The 22,118-nt window shown below is 51.4% G+C and carries 18 protein-coding genes, 4 tRNA genes and 1 pseudogene; 11 read left to right on the top strand and 12 right to left on the bottom strand.

Annotated elements, in window-relative coordinates; translation table 11 throughout:
* Positions 1-488 precede the first annotated feature (488 nt).
* Entirely contained in the window at positions 489-560 is a 72-nt protein-coding gene (gene ypdK / locus ACLJRU_RS08865; protein WP_010723117.1) for a membrane protein YpdK, read from the top strand.
* Positions 561-609: 49 nt separating this feature from the next.
* On the opposite strand, the gene alaC is transcribed toward ypdK, so the two are convergent.
* Entirely contained in the window at positions 610-1,848 is a 1,239-nt protein-coding gene (gene alaC / locus ACLJRU_RS08860) for an alanine transaminase (RefSeq protein ID WP_000763118.1), read from the bottom strand.
* 722 nt (positions 1,849-2,570) lie between these two features.
* Complete coding sequence (glk, locus tag ACLJRU_RS08855) at positions 2,571-3,536, bottom strand: glucokinase (RefSeq protein WP_000170376.1); 966 nt, start codon at positions 3,534-3,536, stop codon at positions 2,571-2,573.
* Positions 3,537-3,739: 203 nt separating this feature from the next.
* Between glk and ACLJRU_RS08850 the strand changes: the two genes are divergently transcribed.
* Complete coding sequence (locus tag ACLJRU_RS08850) at positions 3,740-4,975, top strand: ion channel protein (RefSeq protein ID WP_023235111.1); 1,236 nt, start codon at positions 3,740-3,742, stop codon at positions 4,973-4,975.
* Between the two features lie 19 nt (positions 4,976-4,994).
* On the opposite strand, the gene ACLJRU_RS08845 is transcribed toward ACLJRU_RS08850, so the two are convergent.
* Positions 4,995-6,647: an alpha-keto acid decarboxylase family protein gene (locus ACLJRU_RS08845; protein WP_038394024.1), complete on the bottom strand. Its 1,653-nt coding sequence runs from the start codon at positions 6,645-6,647 to the stop codon at positions 4,995-4,997.
* Positions 6,648-6,826: 179 nt separating this feature from the next.
* Here ACLJRU_RS08845 and mgrA point away from each other — a divergent pair, with 179 nt between their 5' ends.
* Entirely contained in the window at positions 6,827-7,825 is a 999-nt protein-coding gene (mgrA, locus tag ACLJRU_RS08840; protein ID WP_001540557.1) for an L-glyceraldehyde 3-phosphate reductase, read from the top strand.
* A gap of 113 nt (positions 7,826-7,938) precedes the next feature.
* On the top strand, positions 7,939-8,265 hold the full coding sequence (gene ypeC / locus ACLJRU_RS08835; RefSeq protein ID WP_000490091.1) for a DUF2502 domain-containing protein YpeC: 327 nt from the start codon (positions 7,939-7,941) through the stop codon (positions 8,263-8,265).
* Between the two features lie 60 nt (positions 8,266-8,325).
* Here the strand turns inward: ypeC and ACLJRU_RS08830 are convergent, their stop codons facing one another.
* Positions 8,326-9,567, bottom strand: a complete 1,242-nt coding sequence (locus ACLJRU_RS08830) for an Nramp family divalent metal transporter (protein WP_000131735.1) — start codon at positions 9,565-9,567, stop codon at positions 8,326-8,328.
* Positions 9,568-9,909: 342 nt separating this feature from the next.
* Between ACLJRU_RS08830 and nupC the strand changes: the two genes are divergently transcribed.
* A complete protein-coding gene (nupC, locus tag ACLJRU_RS08825) occupies positions 9,910-11,112 on the top strand; it encodes a nucleoside permease NupC (RefSeq protein ID WP_000376351.1) in 1,203 nt (400 codons plus the stop codon).
* 52 nt (positions 11,113-11,164) lie between these two features.
* Here the strand turns inward: nupC and ACLJRU_RS08820 are convergent, their stop codons facing one another.
* Positions 11,165-13,354: a sensor domain-containing phosphodiesterase gene (locus ACLJRU_RS08820; protein ID WP_001540559.1), complete on the bottom strand. Its 2,190-nt coding sequence runs from the start codon at positions 13,352-13,354 to the stop codon at positions 11,165-11,167.
* A 190-nt stretch (positions 13,355-13,544) separates the two neighbouring features.
* A tRNA-Ala gene (locus ACLJRU_RS08815) sits at positions 13,545-13,620 on the bottom strand.
* Between the two features lie 221 nt (positions 13,621-13,841).
* Here ACLJRU_RS08815 and ACLJRU_RS08810 point away from each other — a divergent pair.
* Positions 13,842-14,204, top strand: a complete 363-nt coding sequence (locus ACLJRU_RS08810; protein ID WP_000472034.1) for a MerR family transcriptional regulator — start codon at positions 13,842-13,844, stop codon at positions 14,202-14,204.
* 1 nt (position 14,205) lies between these two features.
* Complete coding sequence (locus ACLJRU_RS08805) at positions 14,206-14,598, top strand: MerR family transcriptional regulator (protein ID WP_000826514.1); 393 nt, start codon at positions 14,206-14,208, stop codon at positions 14,596-14,598.
* A gap of 53 nt (positions 14,599-14,651) precedes the next feature.
* Here ACLJRU_RS08805 and gltX read toward each other — a convergent pair whose 3' ends face one another.
* Positions 14,652-16,067 carry a glutamate--tRNA ligase gene (gene gltX, locus ACLJRU_RS08800; RefSeq protein ID WP_000695629.1) on the bottom strand — a complete coding sequence of 472 codons (1,416 nt, stop codon included), beginning with the start codon at positions 16,065-16,067 and terminating at the stop codon, positions 14,652-14,654.
* 258 nt (positions 16,068-16,325) lie between these two features.
* Here gltX and ACLJRU_RS08795 point away from each other — a divergent pair.
* The 3 genes from ACLJRU_RS08795 (at position 16,326) to ACLJRU_RS08785 (ending at position 16,602) form a co-directional block, all read left to right on the top strand.
* Positions 16,326-16,401, top strand: a tRNA-Val gene (locus ACLJRU_RS08795).
* Positions 16,402-16,446: 45 nt separating this feature from the next.
* Positions 16,447-16,522: transfer RNA gene (locus ACLJRU_RS08790), tRNA-Val, on the top strand.
* Positions 16,523-16,526: 4 nt separating this feature from the next.
* Positions 16,527-16,602 (top strand) — tRNA-Lys (locus ACLJRU_RS08785).
* A 154-nt stretch (positions 16,603-16,756) separates the two neighbouring features.
* On the opposite strand, the gene ACLJRU_RS08780 is transcribed toward ACLJRU_RS08785, so the two are convergent.
* From ACLJRU_RS08780 to xapA, 4 genes and pseudogenes are all read right to left on the bottom strand, one after another.
* A complete protein-coding gene (locus ACLJRU_RS08780; protein WP_000438884.1) occupies positions 16,757-17,641 on the bottom strand; it encodes a LysR family transcriptional regulator in 885 nt (294 codons plus the stop codon).
* 51 nt (positions 17,642-17,692) lie between these two features.
* Positions 17,693-17,851: a XapX domain-containing protein gene (locus ACLJRU_RS08775; protein ID WP_000658727.1), complete on the bottom strand. Its 159-nt coding sequence runs from the start codon at positions 17,849-17,851 to the stop codon at positions 17,693-17,695.
* Between the two features lie 58 nt (positions 17,852-17,909).
* Positions 17,910-19,166 (bottom strand): annotated as a pseudogene (locus ACLJRU_RS08770) (nucleoside permease).
* 54 nt (positions 19,167-19,220) lie between these two features.
* On the bottom strand, positions 19,221-20,054 hold the full coding sequence (xapA, locus tag ACLJRU_RS08765; RefSeq protein WP_001119748.1) for a xanthosine phosphorylase: 834 nt from the start codon (positions 20,052-20,054) through the stop codon (positions 19,221-19,223).
* A gap of 255 nt (positions 20,055-20,309) precedes the next feature.
* On the opposite strand from xapA, the gene ACLJRU_RS08760 reads away from it, so the two are divergent.
* Positions 20,310-21,071 (top strand): outer membrane protein, encoded by a 762-nt coding sequence (locus ACLJRU_RS08760; RefSeq protein WP_000722926.1) that lies wholly within the window; start codon positions 20,310-20,312, stop codon positions 21,069-21,071.
* 61 nt (positions 21,072-21,132) lie between these two features.
* Here ACLJRU_RS08760 and ACLJRU_RS08755 read toward each other — a convergent pair whose 3' ends face one another.
* Positions 21,133-22,059, bottom strand: a complete 927-nt coding sequence (locus tag ACLJRU_RS08755; RefSeq protein ID WP_001109823.1) for a LysR family transcriptional regulator — start codon at positions 22,057-22,059, stop codon at positions 21,133-21,135.
* Positions 22,060-22,118: the final 59 nt, after the last annotated feature.

Genomic DNA, 22,118 nt, shown 5'->3' with positions numbered 1-22,118 from the left:
GGGGCGTTTGAACTCAGTCATCATTACGTTCTCCGGATTTAAGTCTGGAACGTGTCAACGCTATTCAGGACGGGTCATGTAAAGTAAAAAGGCCGCAAGGCCTTTTATTTTGGCATTTCGCATTGCCATAATATTCATATCGTAAATTACTCATTCCTGCTTTTAGCGATAAGTCCCCTGTTTACAGGCGATTTTTTACTGTGTCGGCGGCGTCGCTCAATAGCGATTCATCACTGTCAGAAATTAAACTGTCGCCGATTCCCGACACTTGTAAGTTACTAAAAGTAAATAAGAAAATGCCTCTTGTTTCACCTCATTTTTAGGCGTACATTAGCGCCGTCTGGAGCGATGACGCGCAGAATTCTGAGGTGATGCAGGCGGTCGAAACACGAATAATTCTCAATTTCGTATTGTCCGGCATCAACTCTCTATAATCAGGTAAGTGTAAGTTCATTTAGGCGTACGACAGGTACGCGGAGAGATGAAACGTGAAATATTTCTTTATGGGCATTTCATTTATGGTCATCGTTTGGGCCGGTACTTTCGCCCTGATGATTTAAAAGTACAATGCAAAGAAAAACAGGAGCCATGGGGCTCCTGTTTGCTTTTCTACTCCGTGCTCGCCTCAACGGGTTTTGGATGTGACGGCAGCACGCCATCGGCGCGGAACATCGCTTTAATCCCTCTGACGGCCTGGCGAATGCGGTCGCGATTCTCTATTAATGCAAAGCGTACATGGGTGTCGCCATAATCACCAAAGCCTATCCCTGGAGAAACGCAAACCTTCGCCTCATTCAGCAGCTTCTTGGCAAACTCAAGCGATCCCATCGCCGCATATTGCTCCGGGATTTTCGCCCAGACGTACATTGAGGCTTTCGGCATTTCAACCATCCAGCCCGCCTCATGCAACCCCTTCACCAGCACATCGCGACGACGTTTATACTGCTCGGCAATATCGCGCACGCACTGCTGATCACCTTCCAGAGCGGCGATAGCCGCCACCTGAAGCGGGGTAAAGGTGCCATAATCGTGATAACTTTTAATGCGCGCCAGCGCGCTGACCAGGGTTTTATTACCCACCATAAACCCAATACGCCAGCCCGCCATATTATAGCTTTTCGACAGCGTGAAAAATTCAACCGCCACGTCGCGCGCGCCGGGCACCTGCATAATGGATGGCGCTTTCCAGCCGTCGTACACGATATCGGCATACGCCAGATCGTGCACCACCAGCACATCATAACGTTTAGCCAGAGCGACCACTTTTTCAAAAAATTCCAGTTCGACGCACTGGGCCGTAGGGTTAGACGGAAAACCCAAAATCATCATTTTCGGTTTCGGATAACTTTCGCGAATAGCGCGCTCCAGCTCGTTGAAGAAATCCACTCCCTCTACCAATGGAACCGAACGCACCTGCGCCCCGGCGATAACGGCGCCATAGATATGAATCGGGTAACTGGGGTTCGGCACCAGTACCGTATCGCCATGATCCAGCGTCGCCAGCATTAAATGCGCCAGTCCCTCTTTGGAACCGATGGTCACAATCGCTTCGGTTTCCGGATCGATATCGACATCATAACGTTCCTGATACCAGTGAGAAATCGCGCGGCGTAAACGCGGTATGCCGCGGGACGTGGAATAACCGTGCGTATCCGGACGCTGCGCGACGGTGCAAAGTTTTTCGACAATGTGGGGAGGGGTTGCGCCATCAGGATTACCCATACTGAAATCAATAATATCTTCACCGCGCCGACGCGCAGCCATTTTGAGTTCAGCGGTGATGTTAAAAACATAGGGCGGAAGGCGATCGATACGCGTAAAGCGACGTTCAGGGCGGAAGTCAGCCATAATATCCTCAGATTAACGTTAGCGCCCGGACCGTCCGAGCGACGCTGCCACGATGGTGGCTCCTTTAGAAAATAGCCTGAAAATTTTCTTCCTGTCGAGAGGCTAATGAAAATATTTTTTAGCGACGAAAAAAGAGGAACAAGCGTAAAAATTTACCTTTTAAGCATGTCAGTTATAGCATCAAACAAATCATATTATTAACAAATTGATATCATTGAATTTACGTAACGTAGCGCAGCCGACGATAATTTCCTGTCAATAAACCTTATCTCAAATAATCCCCTTTTGATTTTGTGGTTTTTCCTCTTTAACCAAAATCCTTACTAATGATAATGGTATTCGATCATGTCATATTGCGGTATTTTTCAGGGACATTTCCCCGAAAATGAGGATCCTTTCCAGCAAGATGCCGCGATGAAACCGTAAATAAGGCAGCGAACCGGATACGTATAGTAAAATAAATCCCTGTTTTCGCCTGACTAACCGCCATGACGTGATGACTCAACGCGCTGGTGTTTGACCTTTCGCTCAGCAAGAGTAAAGTGAAATAATTCAGACAGTTGAAGCATTCATGCACAGGAAAGGCAATGAAAAAAACCGCGTGAGGCACGCGGTTTGAGACTGACAAGAGAATGTTTAATTGCCTGATGACGCTGCGCTCATCAGGCCTACAGATGACACACTTTTGTAGGCCGGATAAGGCGTTTATGCCACCATCTGGCTTATAGAATATGACCTAATGTCTGGCGCAGATGCGCGCCGGAGCCTAACAAGCCGGGGTTATCATGGACAATCAGATAGACCGGAATACCGTGTACATAATCTTTAAAGCGGCCTTTATCTTCAAAGCCCCCACGGAAGCCAGACGCTTTAAAAAATTCCAGGAAGCGCGGGACAATACCGCCAGCGATATAAACGCCGCCAAATGTCCCCATGGTTAACGCCAGATCGCCGCCAAATCGCCCCATGATGACGCAAAAGAGCGACAACGCGCGGCGACAATCGATACAGTTATCCGCCAGGGCGCGTTCGGTAATATCTTTCGGGCGCAGATTCTCCGGCAAACGGTTGTCGGACTTAACAATCGCCCGGTAAAGATTCACCAGCCCCGGGCCAGACAGCACGCGCTCGGCGGAAACGTGGCCAATTTCGGCGCGCAATATTTCCAGAATCATAGCTTCTTCTTCGCTATTAGGCGCAAAATCGACATGCCCGCCTTCGCCCGGAAGGCTAATCCAACGCTTATCCACATGCACCAGATGCGCCACGCCCAAGCCGGTTCCCGCGCCATACACCGCAATAGGTTTGCCGTCTACCGGTTCGCCGCCGCCGAACTGAATTAAATGCTCTTTTTTCAGCATCGGGATCGCCATCGACACGGCGGTGAAATCGTTGATGATTTCCAGATGGCTAAAGCCGAGATTTTTTTTCATTTCCGCAATAGAAAAAGCCCAGGTATGGTTAGTCATCGCTACCCAGTCACCGGTAATCGGGCAGGCTATGGCGATACAACCATCTTCCACGCTGACGCTATGCTCATCGAGATAAACGCGCACCACGGCCTCAAGACTGGGATAATCCAGGCCGGAATACGTTTTGGCCTGCGAGATTTCTCCACTGGCGATATCACACAGGGCAAGACGCGCATTCGTGCCGCCTACATCTCCTACTAAAGCATACTTTGTCATTCTTCTACTGCTCCGCTAAAGTCAAAATAAGTCTTTGTCACACTGTAAATTCATGGGGGCATAACAACAACGGCCATCAGGCTGACTGCCTATAAATATAGATCTTCATCACAGAATTACTTTCTTGTTTCAGCACCAATTGCAGCAATGCCGTCGGGCAGGCTGTGCAAAATAGGTATACGACCCCGTGTAAGGAAGAGATTATGTTCCACCCGCGTGCCCGAACGATGCTGCTGCTGTCGCTCCCCGCGCTGATTATTGGCGTAGCGTCAAGCCTGGTTTTAATCGCTGCGATGAAAGTCGCGTCGGTTTTTCAGCAATTTCTTTGGCAACGACTGCCCACCAGCATCGGCATCGCTTATGATTCGCCGTTCTGGATAGTGGGTATGCTCACGCTAACCGGGGTCGTGGTGGGTTTGATTATCCGTTACAGTCCCGGACACGCTGGCCCCGATCCGGCCATCGAACCGTTAATCAGTATGCCGGTCTCGCCATCTGCGCTACCCGGGCTGCTTCTCGCCTTAATCATCGGCCTTGCTGGTGGGGTAAGTTTGGGGCCAGAGCATCCGATAATGACAATAAATATCGCGCTGGCGGCGGCTTTCGGCTCCCGCCTGTTTCCGCGTATCACGGCGTTAGACTGGACGATTCTGGCCTCAGCGGGCACCATCGGCGCGCTGTTCGGCACGCCCGTCGCCGCAGCGCTGATTTTTTCGCAAACACTTAGCGGCTCTAACGATATTCCCATGTGGGATCGCCTGTTTGCGCCGTTAATGGCGGCAGCGGCGGGGTCACTCACCACCAGTCTGTTCTTTCATCCGCATTTTTCGTTACCCATCGCCCATTACACGCAGATGCGGCTGGTGGACATTGCCAGCGGAGCGATCGTCGCGGCGATCGCCATTGCCGCCGGGATGGTCGCCGTCTGGTGCCTTCCGCGTCTGCATGAGTTGTTGCATCGCCTGAAAAATCCGGTCCTGATTCTCGGCATTGGCGGTTTTATACTGGGTATTCTGGGCGTCATTGGCGGGCCGCTTACCCTGTTTAAAGGCCTGGACGAAATGCAACAAATGGCGTTTAGCCAGACGTTGGGCGCGGGAGATTATTTTACCTTAGCCGTCGTCAAACTCGCCGCGCTGGTCATCGCGGCGGCGAGCGGCTTTCGCGGCGGGCGCATTTTTCCGGCTGTGTTTATCGGCGCGGCGCTGGGGCTCATGCTCCATGCCCATGTTGAGGCCGTACCCGCGGCGATTACCGTCTCCTGCGCGATTCTTGGCTTAGTGCTGGTAGTGACGCGCGACGGCTGGCTCAGTCTGTTTATGGCGGCAGTCGTCGTACCGGATACCAATCTGCTGCCGCTGCTCTGCATTGTGATGCTCCCCGCCTGGCTATTGCTGGCGGGAAAACCGTTGCTGGCCGCCAACCGTCACGAACCCTAATCCGGCGCAGCGGGGGCCATTATCCCCCGTTGCGGGCTTCCAGCGCCCGGGTCACGGTACGCAGTAATTCCGGCAGCTCGGCTTTTGGCAACATCACTTCAATAAATGACAGACGTTGTGGGCGCGCCAGACGTTCGAGGACCTCTGCCAGTTGGATAGCCTGCGTCACCCGCCAGCACTCCGCCTGTTGCGCCGCGTTTAGCGCCGGTGGTATCTGCGTCCAGTTCCAGCTCGCGATGTCGTTATACCGCTGGGCCGCGCCGTGAGTGGCGCGCTCTACGGTATAGCCGTCATTGTTGAGCAGCAGGATGACCGGCGCCTGCCCGTCGCGTAACATCGAGCCCATCTCCTGAATCGTGAGCTGCGCCGCGCCATCGCCGATAATCAGAATCACCCGCCGATCGGGACAGGCGGTTTGCGCGCCAAACGCGGCGGGCAAGGAATAGCCGATAGACCCCCACAGCGGCTGTACCACAACTTCCGCGCCGTCAGGAAGCGACAGCGCGGCAGCGCCAAAGGCGGCGGTCCCCTGGTCGACAAGGATAATATCGCCGGGTTTGAGATACTGCTGTAAGGTTTGCCAGAAGCTTTCCTGGGTCAGTTCTCCCTTATCAATCCGCACTGGCTGTCCGGCGGAACGCGTCGGCGGCGGCGCAAAAGCGCATTCCAGGCACAGTTCGCGCAGCGTAGACACCGCCTGCGCCATCGGGAGGTTGAACCAGGTTTCGCCGATGCGCGACGCGTAAGGCTGAATCTCCAGCGTGCGTTCCGTCGGTAATTGTTGGGTGAATCCGGCCGTAAGGGTATCGACAAAACGGGTGCCGACGCAGATAACCCTATCGGCGTCCTCTATGGCCTGACGCACTTCTTTGCTGCTGGCGCCAGCGCTATAGGTGCCAACGAAGTTCGGGTGCTGTTCATCAAAAAGCCCCTTCCCCATCAGTAGTGTCGCATGAGCGATGGGCGTTTCCGCCATCCAGCGTTGCAACAGTGGTCGTAAACCAAAACGCCCGGCAAGAAAGTCGGCCAATAGCGCAATGCGCCGACTGTTCATCAGGCACTGACGGGCGTGGTAACGAAAAGCCGTCTCCACGCCGCTTTGCGCTTCATGCACGGGCAACGCCAGCGCCTGCGTAGGCGGGATGGCCGTTTTTTTCGCCACATCGGCGGGCAACATGATGTATCCTGGCCTGCGTGCGGCAAGCATTTCACCCAACACGCGGTCAATCTCGAAACAGGCGTTCTGTTCATCTAATATTGCGCTGGCAGCGGATATCGCCTGGCTCATGCGATAAAAATGACGAAAATCGCCGTCACCGAGGGTGTGGTGCATCAATTCGCCTCGCTGCTGCGCAGCGCTACAGGGCGCGCCGACGATATGCAAGACCGGGACATATTCCGCGTAACTGCCCGCGATACCGTTAATAGCGCTAAGTTCTCCCACGCCAAAGGTAGTGAGTAGCGCTCCAGCGCCCGACATACGCGCATAGCCGTCCGCGGCATAAGCGGCGTTCAGCTCATTGGCGCATCCCACCCAACGCAGGGTCGGGTGGTCAATCACATGGTCAAGAAACTGCAAGTTATAATCGCCCGGTACGCCAAAAAGATGGCCAATGCCGCATCCTGCCAGTCTGTCCAGCAAATAGTCGGCCACGGTATAGGGGTTTTGCATGACAGCTTTCCTTCTGACGTTGACATTATGTTGAGTATTAAGGAATGCCGATGGCTGTCCAGCACGACGGGGATGAAAGCCTGGAAAACAATGTTTACAGCGGCAAACAGTAAAAGCCGGATACCGCCTGGCGAGTGTAACCGTATACACTATTTATTCACGCCACAGGGGGAAAGGTCATGATTTATCAGCCCGATGAGAATCGTTATCACACAATGGAGTATCGTCGCTGCGGGCGCAGCGGCGTCAAACTTCCCGCCATTTCGCTGGGGTTATGGCACAACTTCGGCGATGCGACACGGGTAGAAAATAGCCGGGCGCTGCTGCAACGCGCGTTCGATCTGGGCATTACCCACTTTGATCTCGCCAATAATTATGGGCCGCCGCCGGGCTCCGCAGAATGCAATTTTGGCCGCATTCTGCAGGAAGATTTTTTACCGTGGCGTGATGAATTGATCATCTCCACCAAAGCGGGCTACACCATGTGGGATGGCCCTTATGGCGACTGGGGTTCACGGAAATACCTTATCGCCAGCCTCGATCAAAGCCTGAAACGTATGGGGCTGGAGTATGTCGATATCTTTTATCACCATCGTCCCGATCCCGAAACGCCGCTTAAAGAGACGATGAAAGCGTTAGATCACCTTGTGCGCCAGGGCAAAGCGTTGTACGTGGGGATCTCTAACTATCCTGCCGATCTGGCCAGACAAGCTATCGATATTCTGGAGGATCTCAGCACGCCTTGCCTGATTCATCAGCCTAAATATTCGCTTTTTGAGCGTTGGGTAGAGGACGGGCTGCTGGCGCTGTTGCAGGAAAAAGGCGTCGGTAGTATTGCCTTCTCGCCGCTGGCGGGCGGGCAGCTCACTGACCGTTATCTGAATGGCATTCCGGAAGATTCCCGCGCGGCGAGCGGAAGCCGTTTCCTTAAACCAGAACAGATTACCGCCGACAAACTGGAAAAAGTTCGCCGGTTGAATGAACTGGCCGCGCGACGGGGCCAAAAATTGTCTCAGATGGCGCTCGCCTGGGGGCTGCGTAACGATAACGTTACCTCGGTACTGATTGGCGCCAGCAAACCGTCGCAAATCGAAGATGCCGTGGGAATGCTGGCCAATCGCCGTTTTTCAGCGGCGGAATGTGCAGAAATTGACGCTATTCTGGAGGGCCGTTTTTAGCAAAAAATGCTCTCCTTCATGATTTAAGAGTTAAGGCGATGAAACAAATCTTTACTGCTTTGTAATATTGCATTAACAGGCCGGAGACGGCTCGATCGTGAAGGAGAGAAAGTATGTTCAGGTCACTGATTCTGGCGGCAGCCTTGCTGGCTTTTACACCGCTTGCCGCGAATGCGGGCGAAATCACCCTGTTGCCCTCAATAAAATTACAGATTGGCGATCGCGATGATTACGGTAACTACTGGGACGGTGGTCGCTGGCGCGACCGTGATTACTGGCACAACCATTATGAATGGCGTAAAAATCGCTGGTGGCGCCATGACAACGGCTATCATCGCGGCTGGGATAAGCGTAAAGCGTATGAACGCGGTTATCGGGAAGGCTGGCGCGATCGCGACGATCATCGCGGGCGAGGCCGGGGTCACAAACATCATCACTAAGCCTCCTGCTGAATAACAGCCCGATGACGCCCACGCATCGGGCCTGCTATCTTTCTGTCTTTATGACAATCCCATCACCGTTCCAACCAGCAACCAGATATTCAGGGCGACGACCAGCACGACAATTATCCAGCCAACCTGTTTTACCCGCCGCGTGTTCACCAGCTCGCCCATTAGCGTAGCGTTACTGGTGAAAATCAGGAGCGGCACCAGCGCCAGCGCAATACCAAAACTCAGCAGCACCTGGCTCATCACCAGAATTCGGGTAGGGTCCAGCCCCATCAAAATCACAATAAATGAGGGCAGCATGGTAATGGTGCGCCGTACCCACAGCGGAATGTGAAAACGGACAAACCCTTGCATCACCACCTGCCCCGCCAGAGTCCCTACCACGGTGGAGGAAAGCCCTGCCGCAACCAGACTAAGACCAAACACTGTTGCCGCCGCATGGCTTAGTAACGGTTCCAGCGTCAGGTATGCCTGATCGAGGTCGGCGATGCCAGTGTGGCCGCTAAAATGAAACGCCGCCGCGGCGGTCGCCATCATTGCCAGATTGACAAAACCGGCAATCGTCATGGCAATAGCGACATCCCATTTCGTTGCTGAGTACCGTTGTTGCCGCGTTCCGCCGTGCAGATGCTGTGTTAATGACGAGTGCAGATAAATCACGTGCGGCATAATCGTCGCGCCAAGCACGCCGGCGGCTAAGAATACGGCTTCCGGGTTCGGTAGCGCCGGGATAACCATTCCTTTGCCGAGCTGCGCCATATCAGGCTGAGAGAAAAACAGTTCCACAATGTAAGCGGCGGCGACAAAAAGCAGTAAACCGCCGATGACTTTTTCAAGCGGTTTTTGACCGCGGCGTTGTAACATTAAAATCAGAAACGTCGCGATACCGGTCAATACCGCGCCCTGTAATAAAGAGACGCCCAGGATCAGCTTAAAACCTATTGCCGCGCCGATAAATTCAGCTAAATCGGTAGCCATCGCGATGATTTCCGCCTGTACCCAGTAAAACCAGACTACCGGGCGCGGATAATGGTCGCGAATTTGCTCCGCCAGGTTCTTGCCCGTGGCGATTCCGAGTTTTGCCGAGAGGATTTGAATCAGCATCGCCATCAGGTTCGCCCAGACCACCACCCAGAGTAGCTGGTAGCCAAAGCTGGCGCCGGCCTGAATATTGGTCGCGAAGTTACCAGGATCGATATAACCAATCGCGGCAATGAACGCAGGTCCCATTAATGCGAGCCTTAGCTTGCGCGCCGCCCGTCCGCTGCTATTCTCTACGCGATTGTCAGTCATCTTTTGCCTCAAAAACATAGCCTTTGCTATGTTTCATGCTATGCTTATTGATAATGATTATCAAGTGCATTTCAATGGGTACGGGTGATTACTTTGATAGTGTGAAACGATAGACCGATACGATGACGACCTGTATCAGAACAGTTTGGCTTAACATTACAAGATTAGCACACTGCTATAACTTTTCATTTTCATATTCAGTACAGTAAAAGTGTATTACAGATCACTAATTTTGAATCTCGTCACAGGTCCTTATTATAGTGTGTGTTGGATCTCGTTTTCTTTACGGCTGTTGCATAGAATGTGCACGAAAATTAAACCTGCCTCATATTTGGAGCAAATATGGACCGCGTCCTTCATTTTGTCCTGGCGCTTGCCGTTGTTGCGGTACTCGCACTGCTGGTTAGCAGCGACCGTAAAAAAATTCGCATTCGTTATGTCATTCAGTTACTTGTTATCGAAGTGCTACTGGCCTGGTTCTTCCTGAACTCTGATGTTGGCCTTGGCTTCGTAAAAGGTTTCTCCGAGATGTTTGAAAAACTGCTCGGATTTGCCAACGAAGGGACAAACTTCGTCTTCGGCAGTATGAACGATCAAGGTTTGGCGTTCTTCTTCCTGAAAGTATTGTGCCCGATCGTCTTTATTTCCGCGTTGATCGGTATTCTCCAGCATATCCGTGTTCTGCCAGTGGTCATCCGCGCTATTGGTTTCCTGCTGTCCAAAGTAAACGGTATGGGCAAACTGGAATCTTTTAACGCCGTCAGCTCGCTGATCCTCGGTCAGTCTGAGAACTTTATCGCTTATAAAGATATCCTCAGCAAAATGTCCCGTAACCGCATGTACACCATGGCTGCAACGGCGATGTCTACCGTTTCCATGTCTATCGTGGGCGCGTATATGACCATGCTGGACCCTAAATATGTGGTCGCAGCGCTGGTTCTGAACATGTTCAGTACCTTTATCGTTCTGTCGCTGATCAACCCCTATGTCGTTGATGCCAGCGAAGAAAATATTCAGATGTCGAACCTGCATGAAGGCCAAAGTTTCTTCGAAATGCTGGGCGAGTACATTCTGGCAGGTTTTAAAGTGGCGATTATCGTCGCGGCGATGCTGATCGGCTTCATCGCACTGATCGCGGCGCTGAACGCGCTGTTCGCAACGGTTACCGGTTGGTTCGGCTACAGCATCTCCTTCCAGGGCATTCTGGGTTACATCTTCTACCCGGTCGCATGGGTAATGGGCGTACCGTCCAGTGAAGCGCTGCAGGTAGGAAGTATCATGGCGACCAAACTGGTTTCCAACGAACTCGTGGCGATGATGGATCTGCAGAAAATCGCCTCTACCCTCTCTCCACGCGCTGAAGGTATTATCTCCGTCTTCCTGGTGTCCTTCGCGAACTTCTCTTCCATCGGTATTATTGCGGGTGCGATTAAAGGCCTGAACGAAGAGCAAGGCAACGTGGTTTCCCGTTTTGGTCTGAAACTGGTTTACGGTTCTACGCTGGTGAGCGTACTGTCCGCCTCTATCGCGGCGCTGGTACTGTAAGTCTGCGTTTAATGTAGAAACCGGGGAGCTATCCCCGGTTTTTTTATGCCGCTTATTTACCTAACGGGCGCGGGCGGCCAATCAGATATCCCTGCAAACTGTGTACGCCAAGCTGCAATAGCAGATCGCGCTGCGCAGGCGTTTCAACAAACTCAGCCACGACGCTCAACGATTTCGCTTTCGCTAAATCAGTGATGGATTTCACGATCATCGCATCCAGGGAGTCCGTCAGAATATCTTTTACGAAACAACCGTCGATTTTAATGATGTCCGCCTTGAGGCGTTTTAGCCGTTCATAGTTTGCATAGCCGGTGCCGAAATCATCAATGGCGATTTTTAGGCCAAACTTACGCAGCTGGTTGATATTGTGCATACTGATTTCGGAATGAGAGAAGGCCTGTTCTTCAGTAATTTCGATGATGACCGAAGCAGGCGGGACGCCATAGCGTTTAAAAAGCTGCATAATGCGCGACGCCGTCTCTTTTTGCAGCAGCGTCAGCGGCATCAAATTAACCGAGAAACGCGCCCCCTGCTCCGCTGAAGGATGCGCGGACAACCATTGCAGGAGCGCTTCCATCACCTGCATATCAAACCGTACGCTCAGGTTAAACTGGGCGATAAGCGGAATGAACTGATTCGGCATCATGATACCGTCGTCGCACCGAAGCCGCGTCAGAATCTCGTCATACCCTTTTCCCTGCGCGTCGCGAATGGGTTGCACATACAAAACCAGCGCGCCGCGCTCCAGCGCCTGACGGATTTTCTGCAACCGCAGCACCCGTTCCGTCGTCTGCCCGGAAGCGGCTTCAATACTCTGGGTCAGTGCAAGCACCCGACGATGCGAGCAGGATTGCTCCGCCAGCCAGCTTAATTGCCCCAACAGCGGTTGCAAGGTTTCCTGGCGACCATCGAATGTTCCCCACGATGCGCCGTATTCCATGTCCAGACCGGTATTGTTCCAGTAAATTTTGCGGTTATTAAGCACATTGAGCATATATTGCAGGCGGGCTTCCGTCTCCGGTCCCGTCAATACCAGCAATAATTCACTGCCCGGCAGATGGAAAATTTTCTCCTTTTCCAGCAGCAGCGGCTGCAACACGCGAAACACCTCGCGTTCGCAATGCACGCGCATCTGCATACCGTAATGACGGCTCAGAAATTCCAGGTTTTCCATGCGTAAATAACACACGCTTTGCCCGGCATCCTGTAAAAGAAACTGCTCCAGCGCACGCAGGTTAGGCAGTTGCGTCAACGGATCGGTCAATGCCTGCGAGTGCCACTGTCGATTCAACCATTCGCTACGCTGATTAATCCGCGCCATGTACAACAAACAAATACTAAAAGAAATGAGAACTGAAAGGATAAATGCCAGCGAATATTCTGAACCCACGCCCTGCAGAAAATTGCGGTTATAGCTAAGCAGGAATAGCGCAGTGAGAGCCCAACTAAAATTCAACAGCAGATAGCTGATTTTCCCCACACCGATGGTAAATCCAATGAACAGAACTGGCACCAGATAGCCAGCAATATACTTTGTCTCGAAAGGCGTACACAGCACCGCTAATAGCGTCGCCAGAGTGGCAAACCAGAGAAGCGTAAACAGGCGTTTTTCTTTGGCGAGATAAGGAGCGACATCCCTCCGCCAGAAAATACGCATATAGTGCGGGCTGACTATCATCCGCAGCGGATAATAGAAAAAGAGGGTAAAAATAAGCGCGGCAGAAATCAGACTCAATAAATCGACAATCGAGAAAATAGCGGTGCCGGTGCCAAAGAAGGTAGAGATGGTCACCGGGAAAGCCAGGTAGTGCCCCGCCAGATGCATACTGATTTTTATACCAAACGGCGTCATTAACCCTAACCAGAAAACGCGTAGCCAGATGCCTTGGTTGGGTATTCCGTAGCGCCAGCGCGCGCCCAGCTGCCAGCGTACGATAGCGCAAACCAGCAACACGGGAAACGTCTGGCAAAATAGCAGCACCATCGCCTGTGGCAGAGGTAAATGAAAATTCCATTCATTAGTCAACATCATTCCGCCTACCATCGGCGCGACGCCACGGCGGCCAAATAAAAACAGCACGGAAAACATGACGCAGAGCGGTAGCCAGGCCAGAAAGATATAGCTGGAATCAATTGTGGCGCGGGGAGAAATGAGACGAGATAACAGAATAGCCGGAACGGTCAGGCAGAAGGCCAGTAAGAATATTTTTATATTTTTTAATACGTTACACTTATCCGGCATTGCTTTAATGCTCACATCATTATATAAGGCGCATGAATAATAAGTATATTCGCATTATGAAGCAATCTAACAAAAGCTCATATTGACCGCAAAAGCAGCGGCAAACAAACGCACCTGAAGAGCAGATCAGAGGCCATAAATTTTGTGACAAAAAGCAAAAACCCCTGCTTTTCAGCGAGGGTTTGAATGTTGGTGGAGCTAAGCGGGATCGAACCGCTGACCTCTTGCATGCCATGCAAGCGCTCTCCCAGCTGAGCTATAGCCCCACTACGTAAAGCTTGTCGAGTTGACGGGCGGCATCATATGAATTCCCTCGGCATGTGTCAACGGCAAAATGAACTTGCCGAATTCAATCGCTGAAAAAGCATTCAAATAAAGGACATTGCGGCACAACTCGCATTCAGTAGTTAAACACGTCACGGTTTCGACTAAAATGGTGCTATAAAATGAACCACTAATTAACCCCACGACTATTCAGGGAATCGTTATGTTCAAGGAACGGATGACGCCAGAAGAACTCGCTAATCTCACCGGTTACAGCCGACAAACCATCAATAAATGGGTACGGAAAGAAGGCTGGGCAACATCGCCCAAACCTGGCGTCCAGGGCGGTAAAGCCCGTCTGGTTCATGTAAACGAACAGGTTCGTGAATATATCCGCAGCGCTGAACGTTCAGTTGACCATCACGCAGACACATTCACGCCTGCCAGCAACGCATCGCTTGAAGCACTGCTCATGACGCTCGCCAAAGAGATGACCTCATCCGAGCAGAAACAGTTTACCTCTCTCCTCGTGCGTGAAGGGATTACCGGTTTGTTACAACGCTTAGGGATACGCGATAGCAAATAATATGAAAAGATTACGCAGTAAAATGACCACTGAAGAGCTGGCTGAATGCCTCGGCGTGGCCAGACAAACCGTCAATCGCTGGATCAGAGAACAACACTGGAAAACCGAAAAATTTCCCGGCGTCAAAGGCGGACGCGCAAGACTCATCCATATTGATGCCAGCGTGCGGGAGTTTATTCTCAATATTCCGGCTTTTCGCAAACTGCCTGCGTTTTATCAGGCGGAAGAGGCTTTCGCAGAATATGCGAACGCGGCGCACAGTCACGCTTATCGACAAATTATTGATGCCGTTGAAAATATGTCCGCTCAGGAACAGGAAAAACTGGCGCTGTTTTTATCGCGGGAAGGTATTCGCGGATTTCTGACGCGTTTAGGTATCAATGAGGCGGACTAACAAATAATAAACGGCAGGCGTCTGCCCTGCCGTTTATTCTATTTCAGCTGGCGTTACTGCTGACTTTCACGCTCGGCGATAAAGCCCAGCGCTTTGTTGATGCGCTCAATGCTGCGGGTTTTACCAATCGCATGTACGGTGACATCCAGCGCAGGCGACTGCCCGGCACCGGTCACAGCCACACGCAGCGGCATCCCTACTTTACCCATCCCCACTTCCAGCTCATCCGCCGTGGCCTGAATCGCGTGGTGGACGTTTTCTGCTGACCAGTCCGTAATCGCCGACAGCTTGTCGCGCACCACTTCCAGCGGCTGACGCGCCACCGGGCGGAGGTGTTTTTTCGCCGCATCGGCGTCAAACTCGCTGAAGTCTTCATAGAAGTAGCGGCAGCTCTGCGCCATCTCTTTCAGAGTCTTGCAGCGCTCGCCCAGCAACTTCACCAGTTCAGCAAGCTGCGGGCCGTTACGGGTGTCGATATTTTCCTGCTCAATATGCCACTGCAAATGCGTCGCCACATATTCCGGCGCCAGCGTATTGATATAGTGGTGGTTCAGCCACAGCAGTTTATCGGTGTTGAACGCGCTCGCAGACTTGCTCACCGCACCGAGGGAGAACAGCTTGATCATCTCTTCGCGAGTGAAGATTTCCTGATCGCCGCTGGACCAGCCCAGACGCACCAGATAGTTCAGCAACGCTTCCGGCAGATAACCGTCATCGCGATACTGCATCACGCTCACCGCACCGTGACGTTTAGACAGCTTTTTACCGTCGTCGCCGTTAATCATCGACACATGCGCGTACATCGGCACCGGCGCGTTTAACGCTTTCAAAATGTTAATCTGGCGCGGAGTATTGTTGATATGGTCTTCGCCACGAATCACATGGGTAATTTCCATATCCCAGTCGTCCACCACCACACAGAAGTTGTAGGTCGGCGAACCGTCGGTACGACGAATGATCAGATCGTCCAGTTCCTGATTGCTGAATTCGATCGGGCCACGGATCTGATCATCAAAAATAACGGAACCGTCCTGCGGGTTAGCAAAGCGCACCACGCATGGCTCATCGTCGTCATGATGTTCGTGACTGTGACGGCAACGCCCGTCATAACGCGGCTTCTCGCCTTTCGCCATCTGCTCTTCACGCAGTTGCTCCAGACGCTCTTTAGAGCAGTAGCATTTATAGGCTGTTCCCGCCTCCAGCATCTCGTCAATCACCGCGTTATAGCGTTCAAAACGTTTGGTCTGGAAATATGGGCCTTCGTCCCATTCCAGGTTCAGCCAGTTCATACCATCCATGATGGCTTCAATGGCTTCCGGCGTGGAACGCTCAAGATCGGTATCTTCAATACGCAGCACGAACTCACCGCCGTGGTGACGTGCGAAAAGCCAGGAATAAAGAGCAGTACGCGCGCCGCCGACGTGCAGATAACCTGTCGGGCTAGGCGCGAAGCGAGTTTTGATTTTCATGAAATGGCCTTACGTTTATAAAGATGCCGACAACCGGCAAATCCTGGAAAGATGAATAGCCTTGTATTCTATCACTGTGGCTTGATTCCTCAATGTTGATCCGGTCAGAACGCTGCGCTTTGCTATTTCCGTATAGAAATCATGCAGCGCGGGGTAATTCACGATCGTTTTGTTTAATTTTACGACGAACAAACAAAAACTTTAGAAAATGCGTTGACTCATTTTCAACTCTCCCTATAATGCGACTCCACACAGCGGGGGTGATTAGCTCAGCTGGGAGAGCACCTCCCTTACAAGGAGGGGGTCGGCGGTTCGATCCCGTCATCACCCACCAACTACTTTATGTAGTCTCCGCCGTGTAGATAAGAAATTGAGAAGTGGGTGATTAGCTCAGCTGGGAGAGCACCTCCCTTACAAGGAGGGGGTCGGCGGTTCGATCCCGTCATCACCCACCACTTCGGGTCGTTAGCTCAGTTGGTAGAGCAGTTGACTTTTAATCAATTGGTCGCAGGTTCGAATCCTGCACGACCCACCAATGTAAAAAGGCGCCCTAAAGGCGCCTTTTTGCTATCTGCGATTTATAAGATTCGAACCTGCCGCAGGTTCGGGTCTTGCCTGATGCGCTGCGCTTATCAGGCCTACAGACGACACCGCACACGTAGGCCGGATAAGACGTTAATCGCCAGACATCATACCGTCAACGCCGCCACCAGTTTCTCCAGTGCTGGCGTTGCCTGCTGCTGGTCATACACAATATACAAATCCGCCGGAATACGTTCCTCTAACGGACGGAACACCACACCCGGCCAGCTCATTTGCGCATAGCCATCAGCCATCAACGTAATCCCGATCCCCATACTGATCATCGCCAACACCGTTTGCGGCTCAACCACTTCCCGAATAATCATTGGCGAGAAACCCGCCTGTTGGCATACACGTTGTAAAAATCCCCAATCAGAATGTACGGAAGGCAACGTAACAAAATATTCATTGCGCAACGCCGCCAACGGCACAGAATCTCTGGATGCCAGATCGTGATCTTCCGGAACTGCAACCATGAATGCAGATTCATGCAAACGTATGCTGGTAAAACCGACTGCTGGTTCGATAGCCATACGCCAGATCCCTGCATCAAGTTCCCGACGCTCTAACAACGCCATTTGCATACCTGGAGACTTTTCGCGAAAAAGTACTTCAACATTGGGATTCGCTTTCAAAAAGTGACGCATCGCAGGACGCATTCTTCCCCACAGCGCCGTACCAACCACACCCAGTTCAATGCGCCCCGCTTCACCGCGACCAATCTGCTCCACTCGCGCCAGAGCCTGATTTGCATTGGCTAACAAGCGACGTGACTCTTCCATCAAAACTTTCCCGGCATGGGTTAATGCAACGCTGCGGGAATGACGAATAAACAGCAATGTACCCAGTTGCTGTTCAAGTTCTTTGATATGGATACTCAAGGGAGGTTGTGACATATTTAACCGGGCAGCAGCCCGGCCAAAATGTAATTCTTCTGCAACAGCGAGGAAATAACGTAATAGCTTTAGATCAATACGATGGGCTCGTTCCATCACTATCGCACTCCAGGAATAAGGGATAACGTCTGGAATTTACCATATTACCTAGTAAAAAATAGATTTAACGACAAGATACCCAATATACATAAATACAATAGATAAAACCCCGGGTAAAACATTTGGTGCAGGAATAGGTATACGGCATAAAGTAAAAAATGCGCCAATACCAAATCCAATACCGGAGGAGAGAATAATTTCTTTCATACTGTGTCCTTGTTCATAAAAATGGACTGGCGAACATCCTCTCGCCAGTCAAATAAAATTAATGTGCTAATGATTTGGTCGACAGTTTTTCTGGATGGTGCTGATATTTAAAGAACAATGCAAAAATAACGGCCAATGCCAGAGCGTAGGCGGCAAAGACCAGCCAGATGGTTTGCCAATCTTTTACGCCATCAATAGAAAAATAATCCACGGCCATACCGCTTAAAAGAGACCCAATCCACGCCCCCACGCCGTTAACCATGGTCATAAACAACCCCTGCGCGCTGGCGCGAATACTTGAGTCCACCTCCTGCTCTACAAATACTGACCCTGAGATGTTGAAGAAATCAAATGCGCAGCCATAAACAATCATCGACAGCAGCAGTAGCACAAAGCCAAACGGGGATGGATCGCCAAAGGCAAAGAAGCCGAAACGCAGCGTCCACGCCAGCATACTCATCAGCATTACCGTTTTAATACCAAAGCGTTTAAGGAAGAACGGAATGGTGAGGATAAAGCCCACTTCCGCCATCTGCGAAACTGAAAGCAAGATAGAGGGATACTTCACCACAAAGCTGTCGGCAAACTCAGGATTACGGGCAAAATCATGCAGGAACGGATTACCGAAGACATTGGTAATTTGCAGCACCGCCCCCAACATCATCGCAAACAAAAAGAAGATTGCCATGCGTGGATTTTTAAACAGAACAAAAGCATCCAGTCCGAGCTTACTGGCAAGCGTGGTGTTCGCCTTCTTCTCGGCTACCGGAATTTTCGGTAACGTCAGCGCATACAGGGCCAGCAATAACGATGCGCCAGAAGCGATGTATAATTGCGCACTGCTCAGTTCCAGCCCCATCAGGCTCACCGTCCACATCGCAACAATAAAACCTATTGTGCCGAAAACGCGCACGGGCGGAAATGACGTTACCGGATCCTGACCTGCTTTCGCCAGACAGGAGTACGAAACGCTATTGGATAATGCAATCGTTGGCATATACGCCATCGCATTAACCAACATCACCCAGAACATCGTCTGGGGATCGGTAACGGTGGTGGCGTACAATAACGCCCCCGCGCAAACCAGATGGCAAAGCATATAGGCTCGCTCAGCGCGCAGCCATTTATCAGCAATGATCCCCATAATGCCCGGCATGATAATCGCTGCCAGTCCTTTTGAGCTGTAGACCATACCGACATTCGCGCCGGTAAAATCCAGAGTGTTGATCATGTAAGAGCCCAGGGTAACCAGCTAGCTCCCCCAGATAAAATATTGCAAGAACGACATGACTTTTAAGCGGGACGTAATACCCATTTTTTATTCCTTGCCGTGAGATAAAGCCCCAATACGGGGCCGTAGTCATTGTGTTTAGGCCAGCTTACGTAAAAAGCCGCAAATCAGATTTATAAAGTTCTGCCGGGAAAGTTCAGCCGCCGCCAGCGTTTGCGCATGGGAGAGTTTTACATCGCCCAGCCCTTCCGCCAGATTGGTGATCGCTGAGACGGCAACAACTTTGAGGCCACAATGACGTGCGCTAATCACCTCAGGGACAACGGACATTCCGACCACATCGCCGCCAATAATCTGCATCATGCGGATTTCTGCCGCCGTTTCGAAGTTCGGACCCGGATAAGAAACAAATACGCCTTCAGTGAGGGGGAATCCCTCCTCTGCCGCAACGGACTGAAGCATGGCGCGATAATCTGCGTCATAAGCATTAGCCAGCGAGAAGAAGCGATCGCCATAACGATCATCGTTTGGCCCCACCATCGGCGTACCGGGCATCGTATTAATGTGATCGCTAAGCGCAACCAGGCTACCCGGCCCCACTTCCGGACGCAGAGATCCTGCCGCATTGGTGCAGAACAACACTTCACAGCCCAGTAATTTCAACGTGCGAATGGCATCGGTCATCACCGCCATTCCACGCCCTTCATAAAAATGTCCGCGACCTTTCATACAGGCCACCGGAACACCCGCCAGATGGCCGAGCACCAGTTCACCAGCATGGCCGTGTACGGTGCTGACGGGAAATCCCGGCAATTTCTCGTAAGAAATGGCTACCGCATCTTCGATTTGATCCGCCAGAGCACCCAACCCGGAGCCTAAAATAAACGCGACTCGCGGGGTAAATGCCGGTTTATGTGCATGAATAATATCAATACAATACTCAGGATTATGAGAAAAAAGAGCGTGAGGCATAAGTTTCCTTGTTCTATCGGATTTAATTTGACTCCTTTTTATAACGACCATCGCCCCTTGCTGACCAATACACTTTTCACGTGTCATCAATAGCCATTTAATATCGATAGATTTAGATCGCTTCTGTATTAATACAGAGGGAAAACAGTATTGGTTTTTGCTTGCACTTCATATTAACAATATGCCGCTTTCATATTTATAAATTGCCTCTTTTTAATTAACCCATTAATAATTATCGGCATAGGGAAATATGCTATGAAAAAAATTCTTACTCTGACGCTTTCTTCTTTACTCATTATTCCCGCACTCACCCATGCGGAATTTAAAGGCGGGTTCGCCGATATCGGCCTCCATTACCTCGACTGGACATCAGACACCACGGAAAAAACCAGTAAAAAATCCCATAAAGATGATTTTGGGTACCTGGAACTGGAAGGCGGAGCGAATTTTAGCTGGGGAGAAATGTACGGGTTCTTCGACTGGGAAAATTTTTACAATGGCCGCCACGCTAAACCAGGCAGCGAACAGCGTTACACCTTTAAAAATACCAACCGTATTTATCTGGGCGATACAGGATTAAACCTCTATCTCCATGCCTACGGGACGTACGGTTCACCTCATCGCGCTAATTTCCATGATGACATGTTTCTCTATGGTTTAGGCTATAACTTCACAGGTAACGGTTACTGGTTTAAACCCTTCTTTGCCAAACGTTATACCGATCAGACCTACTACACAGGCGATAATGGTTATGTATTAGGTTGGGTGGCCGGCTATAGCTTCTCGTTGGGTAGTGAGAAATTCAGCGTAACGAACTGGAATGAGTATGAGTTTGACCGCGATGCGTCCTACGCTGCGGGCAATGGCGGGAAAGATGGCATTAATGGCGCAGTAGCGCTGTGGTGGAATGCGACTCCTCACCTGACCGCAGGAGTACAATATCGTTACGCTGATAATAAGTTAGGAGAATCCTTCCTGCAGGATGGCATTATTTATTCCATCAAATACCTGTTTTAACACACTGCCCTGTCAAAAATGGCAGGGCAAGACCGCACCTCACACACGGACAGATAGATATTTATAGCTGATACAGCGGATCTTTCGCCCTCGCGGCGGTTAATTCGCTGGCCTGAGTACGCACCACGTCCCACAACGCCTGCGCCGCCGTGGAGAGCGATCGGTTTTTTCGCCGCGCCAGCATGAGCTGCCTTTCAACTACGGGCGTCAGCCGTTTAACCTGTAAGTGGCTGCCCTGCGGGAGCGGTAACGCCAGCGCGGGCAGCACGCTGATGCCGATTCCCGCTTCCACCATTGGAAACAGCGTGGCCGGGTGACCAATCTCCTGCACGATATCCGCCTCAATAGCAAAATGGGCCAGCGCCGCATCAATCAGCGGTCGACTGCCGGAAGCATAATCCTGTAAGACCAGCGAGGCCTGTTTAAGATCCTGCCAGCTTACCCATTCCTGATGCGCCAGCGGATGATCCTGGCGACACAACAGTAAAAAAGGCTCTGATAAGATGGCTTCACACTGTAAATCCACCGCTGCGCCGGGATCGATAACGATGCCAAAATCCACTTCACCCTGGCGGATGCTCTCCAGCACCCACTGCTGCGGACGATCGTGCAATACAAAATCAATAGCGGGATAAAGTGAATTACTTTGGGCAATGCATTGCGGAATAAGATGCGCAGAAATGGTTTGGCTCGCGGCAACGCGCACGGTGCCGGTTAATTGTGTCCCTACTCTGCCTGCATCGCGCAGTATGCTGTTCAGTTCATCAAGCACCCGCTCCAGACGCGTCGCCAGTTGTTGCCCCGCCTCGGTCAGCACCACCTCACGCGTAGTGCGATCCAACAGTCTGACGCCGGTTTGCCGCTCCAGCTCTTTTACGCTATGACTGACCGCAGAGTGGCTCAGTCCAATCCTGTCCCCTGCCCGACTGAAACTTTTGGCCTGGGCGACGGTAATAAAAATACGCAGTTGACGCAGTGAATAGTTCATCGACTAGATTCATATATAGATGCAATAAATCAATTTTATTTCTCAAAGCGAAAAACGCA

This window comes from Salmonella sp. SAL00653, assembly GCF_046552515.1.
GTDB classification, from domain to species: Bacteria; Pseudomonadota; Gammaproteobacteria; order Enterobacterales; family Enterobacteriaceae; genus Salmonella; species Salmonella enterica.
The sequence above is the reverse complement of the archived record's forward strand: the minus strand, read 5'-3'. Positions and strand labels throughout refer to the sequence as shown.

What these genes read in the sequence shown, in the direction of transcription:
- nupC (WP_000376351.1), top strand. Translation starts at nt 9,910, where the DNA reads ATGGACCGCGTCCTTCATTTTGTCCTGGCGCTTGCCGTTGTTGCGGTA.
- ACLJRU_RS08760 (WP_000722926.1), top strand. Translation starts at nt 20,310, where the DNA reads ATGAAAAAAATTCTTACTCTGACGCTTTCTTCTTTACTCATTATTCCC.
- gltX (WP_000695629.1), bottom strand. Translation starts at nt 16,067, where the DNA reads ATGAAAATCAAAACTCGCTTCGCGCCTAGCCCGACAGGTTATCTGCAC.
- mgrA (WP_001540557.1), top strand. Translation starts at nt 6,827, where the DNA reads ATGATTTATCAGCCCGATGAGAATCGTTATCACACAATGGAGTATCGT.
- alaC (WP_000763118.1), bottom strand. Translation starts at nt 1,848, where the DNA reads ATGGCTGACTTCCGCCCTGAACGTCGCTTTACGCGTATCGATCGCCTT.
- ACLJRU_RS08810 (WP_000472034.1), top strand. Translation starts at nt 13,842, where the DNA reads ATGTTCAAGGAACGGATGACGCCAGAAGAACTCGCTAATCTCACCGGT.
- ACLJRU_RS08850 (WP_023235111.1), top strand. Translation starts at nt 3,740, where the DNA reads ATGTTCCACCCGCGTGCCCGAACGATGCTGCTGCTGTCGCTCCCCGCG.
- ACLJRU_RS08775 (WP_000658727.1), bottom strand. Translation starts at nt 17,851, where the DNA reads ATGAAAGAAATTATTCTCTCCTCCGGTATTGGATTTGGTATTGGCGCA.
- ypeC (WP_000490091.1), top strand. Translation starts at nt 7,939, where the DNA reads ATGTTCAGGTCACTGATTCTGGCGGCAGCCTTGCTGGCTTTTACACCG.
- ACLJRU_RS08805 (WP_000826514.1), top strand. Translation starts at nt 14,206, where the DNA reads ATGAAAAGATTACGCAGTAAAATGACCACTGAAGAGCTGGCTGAATGC.
- glk (WP_000170376.1), bottom strand. Translation starts at nt 3,536, where the DNA reads ATGACAAAGTATGCTTTAGTAGGAGATGTAGGCGGCACGAATGCGCGT.
- ACLJRU_RS08845 (WP_038394024.1), bottom strand. Translation starts at nt 6,647, where the DNA reads ATGCAAAACCCCTATACCGTGGCCGACTATTTGCTGGACAGACTGGCA.
- ACLJRU_RS08830 (WP_000131735.1), bottom strand. Translation starts at nt 9,567, where the DNA reads ATGACTGACAATCGCGTAGAGAATAGCAGCGGACGGGCGGCGCGCAAG.
- xapA (WP_001119748.1), bottom strand. Translation starts at nt 20,054, where the DNA reads ATGCCTCACGCTCTTTTTTCTCATAATCCTGAGTATTGTATTGATATT.
- ACLJRU_RS08755 (WP_001109823.1), bottom strand. Translation starts at nt 22,059, where the DNA reads ATGAACTATTCACTGCGTCAACTGCGTATTTTTATTACCGTCGCCCAG.
- ACLJRU_RS08780 (WP_000438884.1), bottom strand. Translation starts at nt 17,641, where the DNA reads ATGGAACGAGCCCATCGTATTGATCTAAAGCTATTACGTTATTTCCTC.
- ACLJRU_RS08820 (WP_001540559.1), bottom strand. Translation starts at nt 13,354, where the DNA reads ATGCCGGATAAGTGTAACGTATTAAAAAATATAAAAATATTCTTACTG.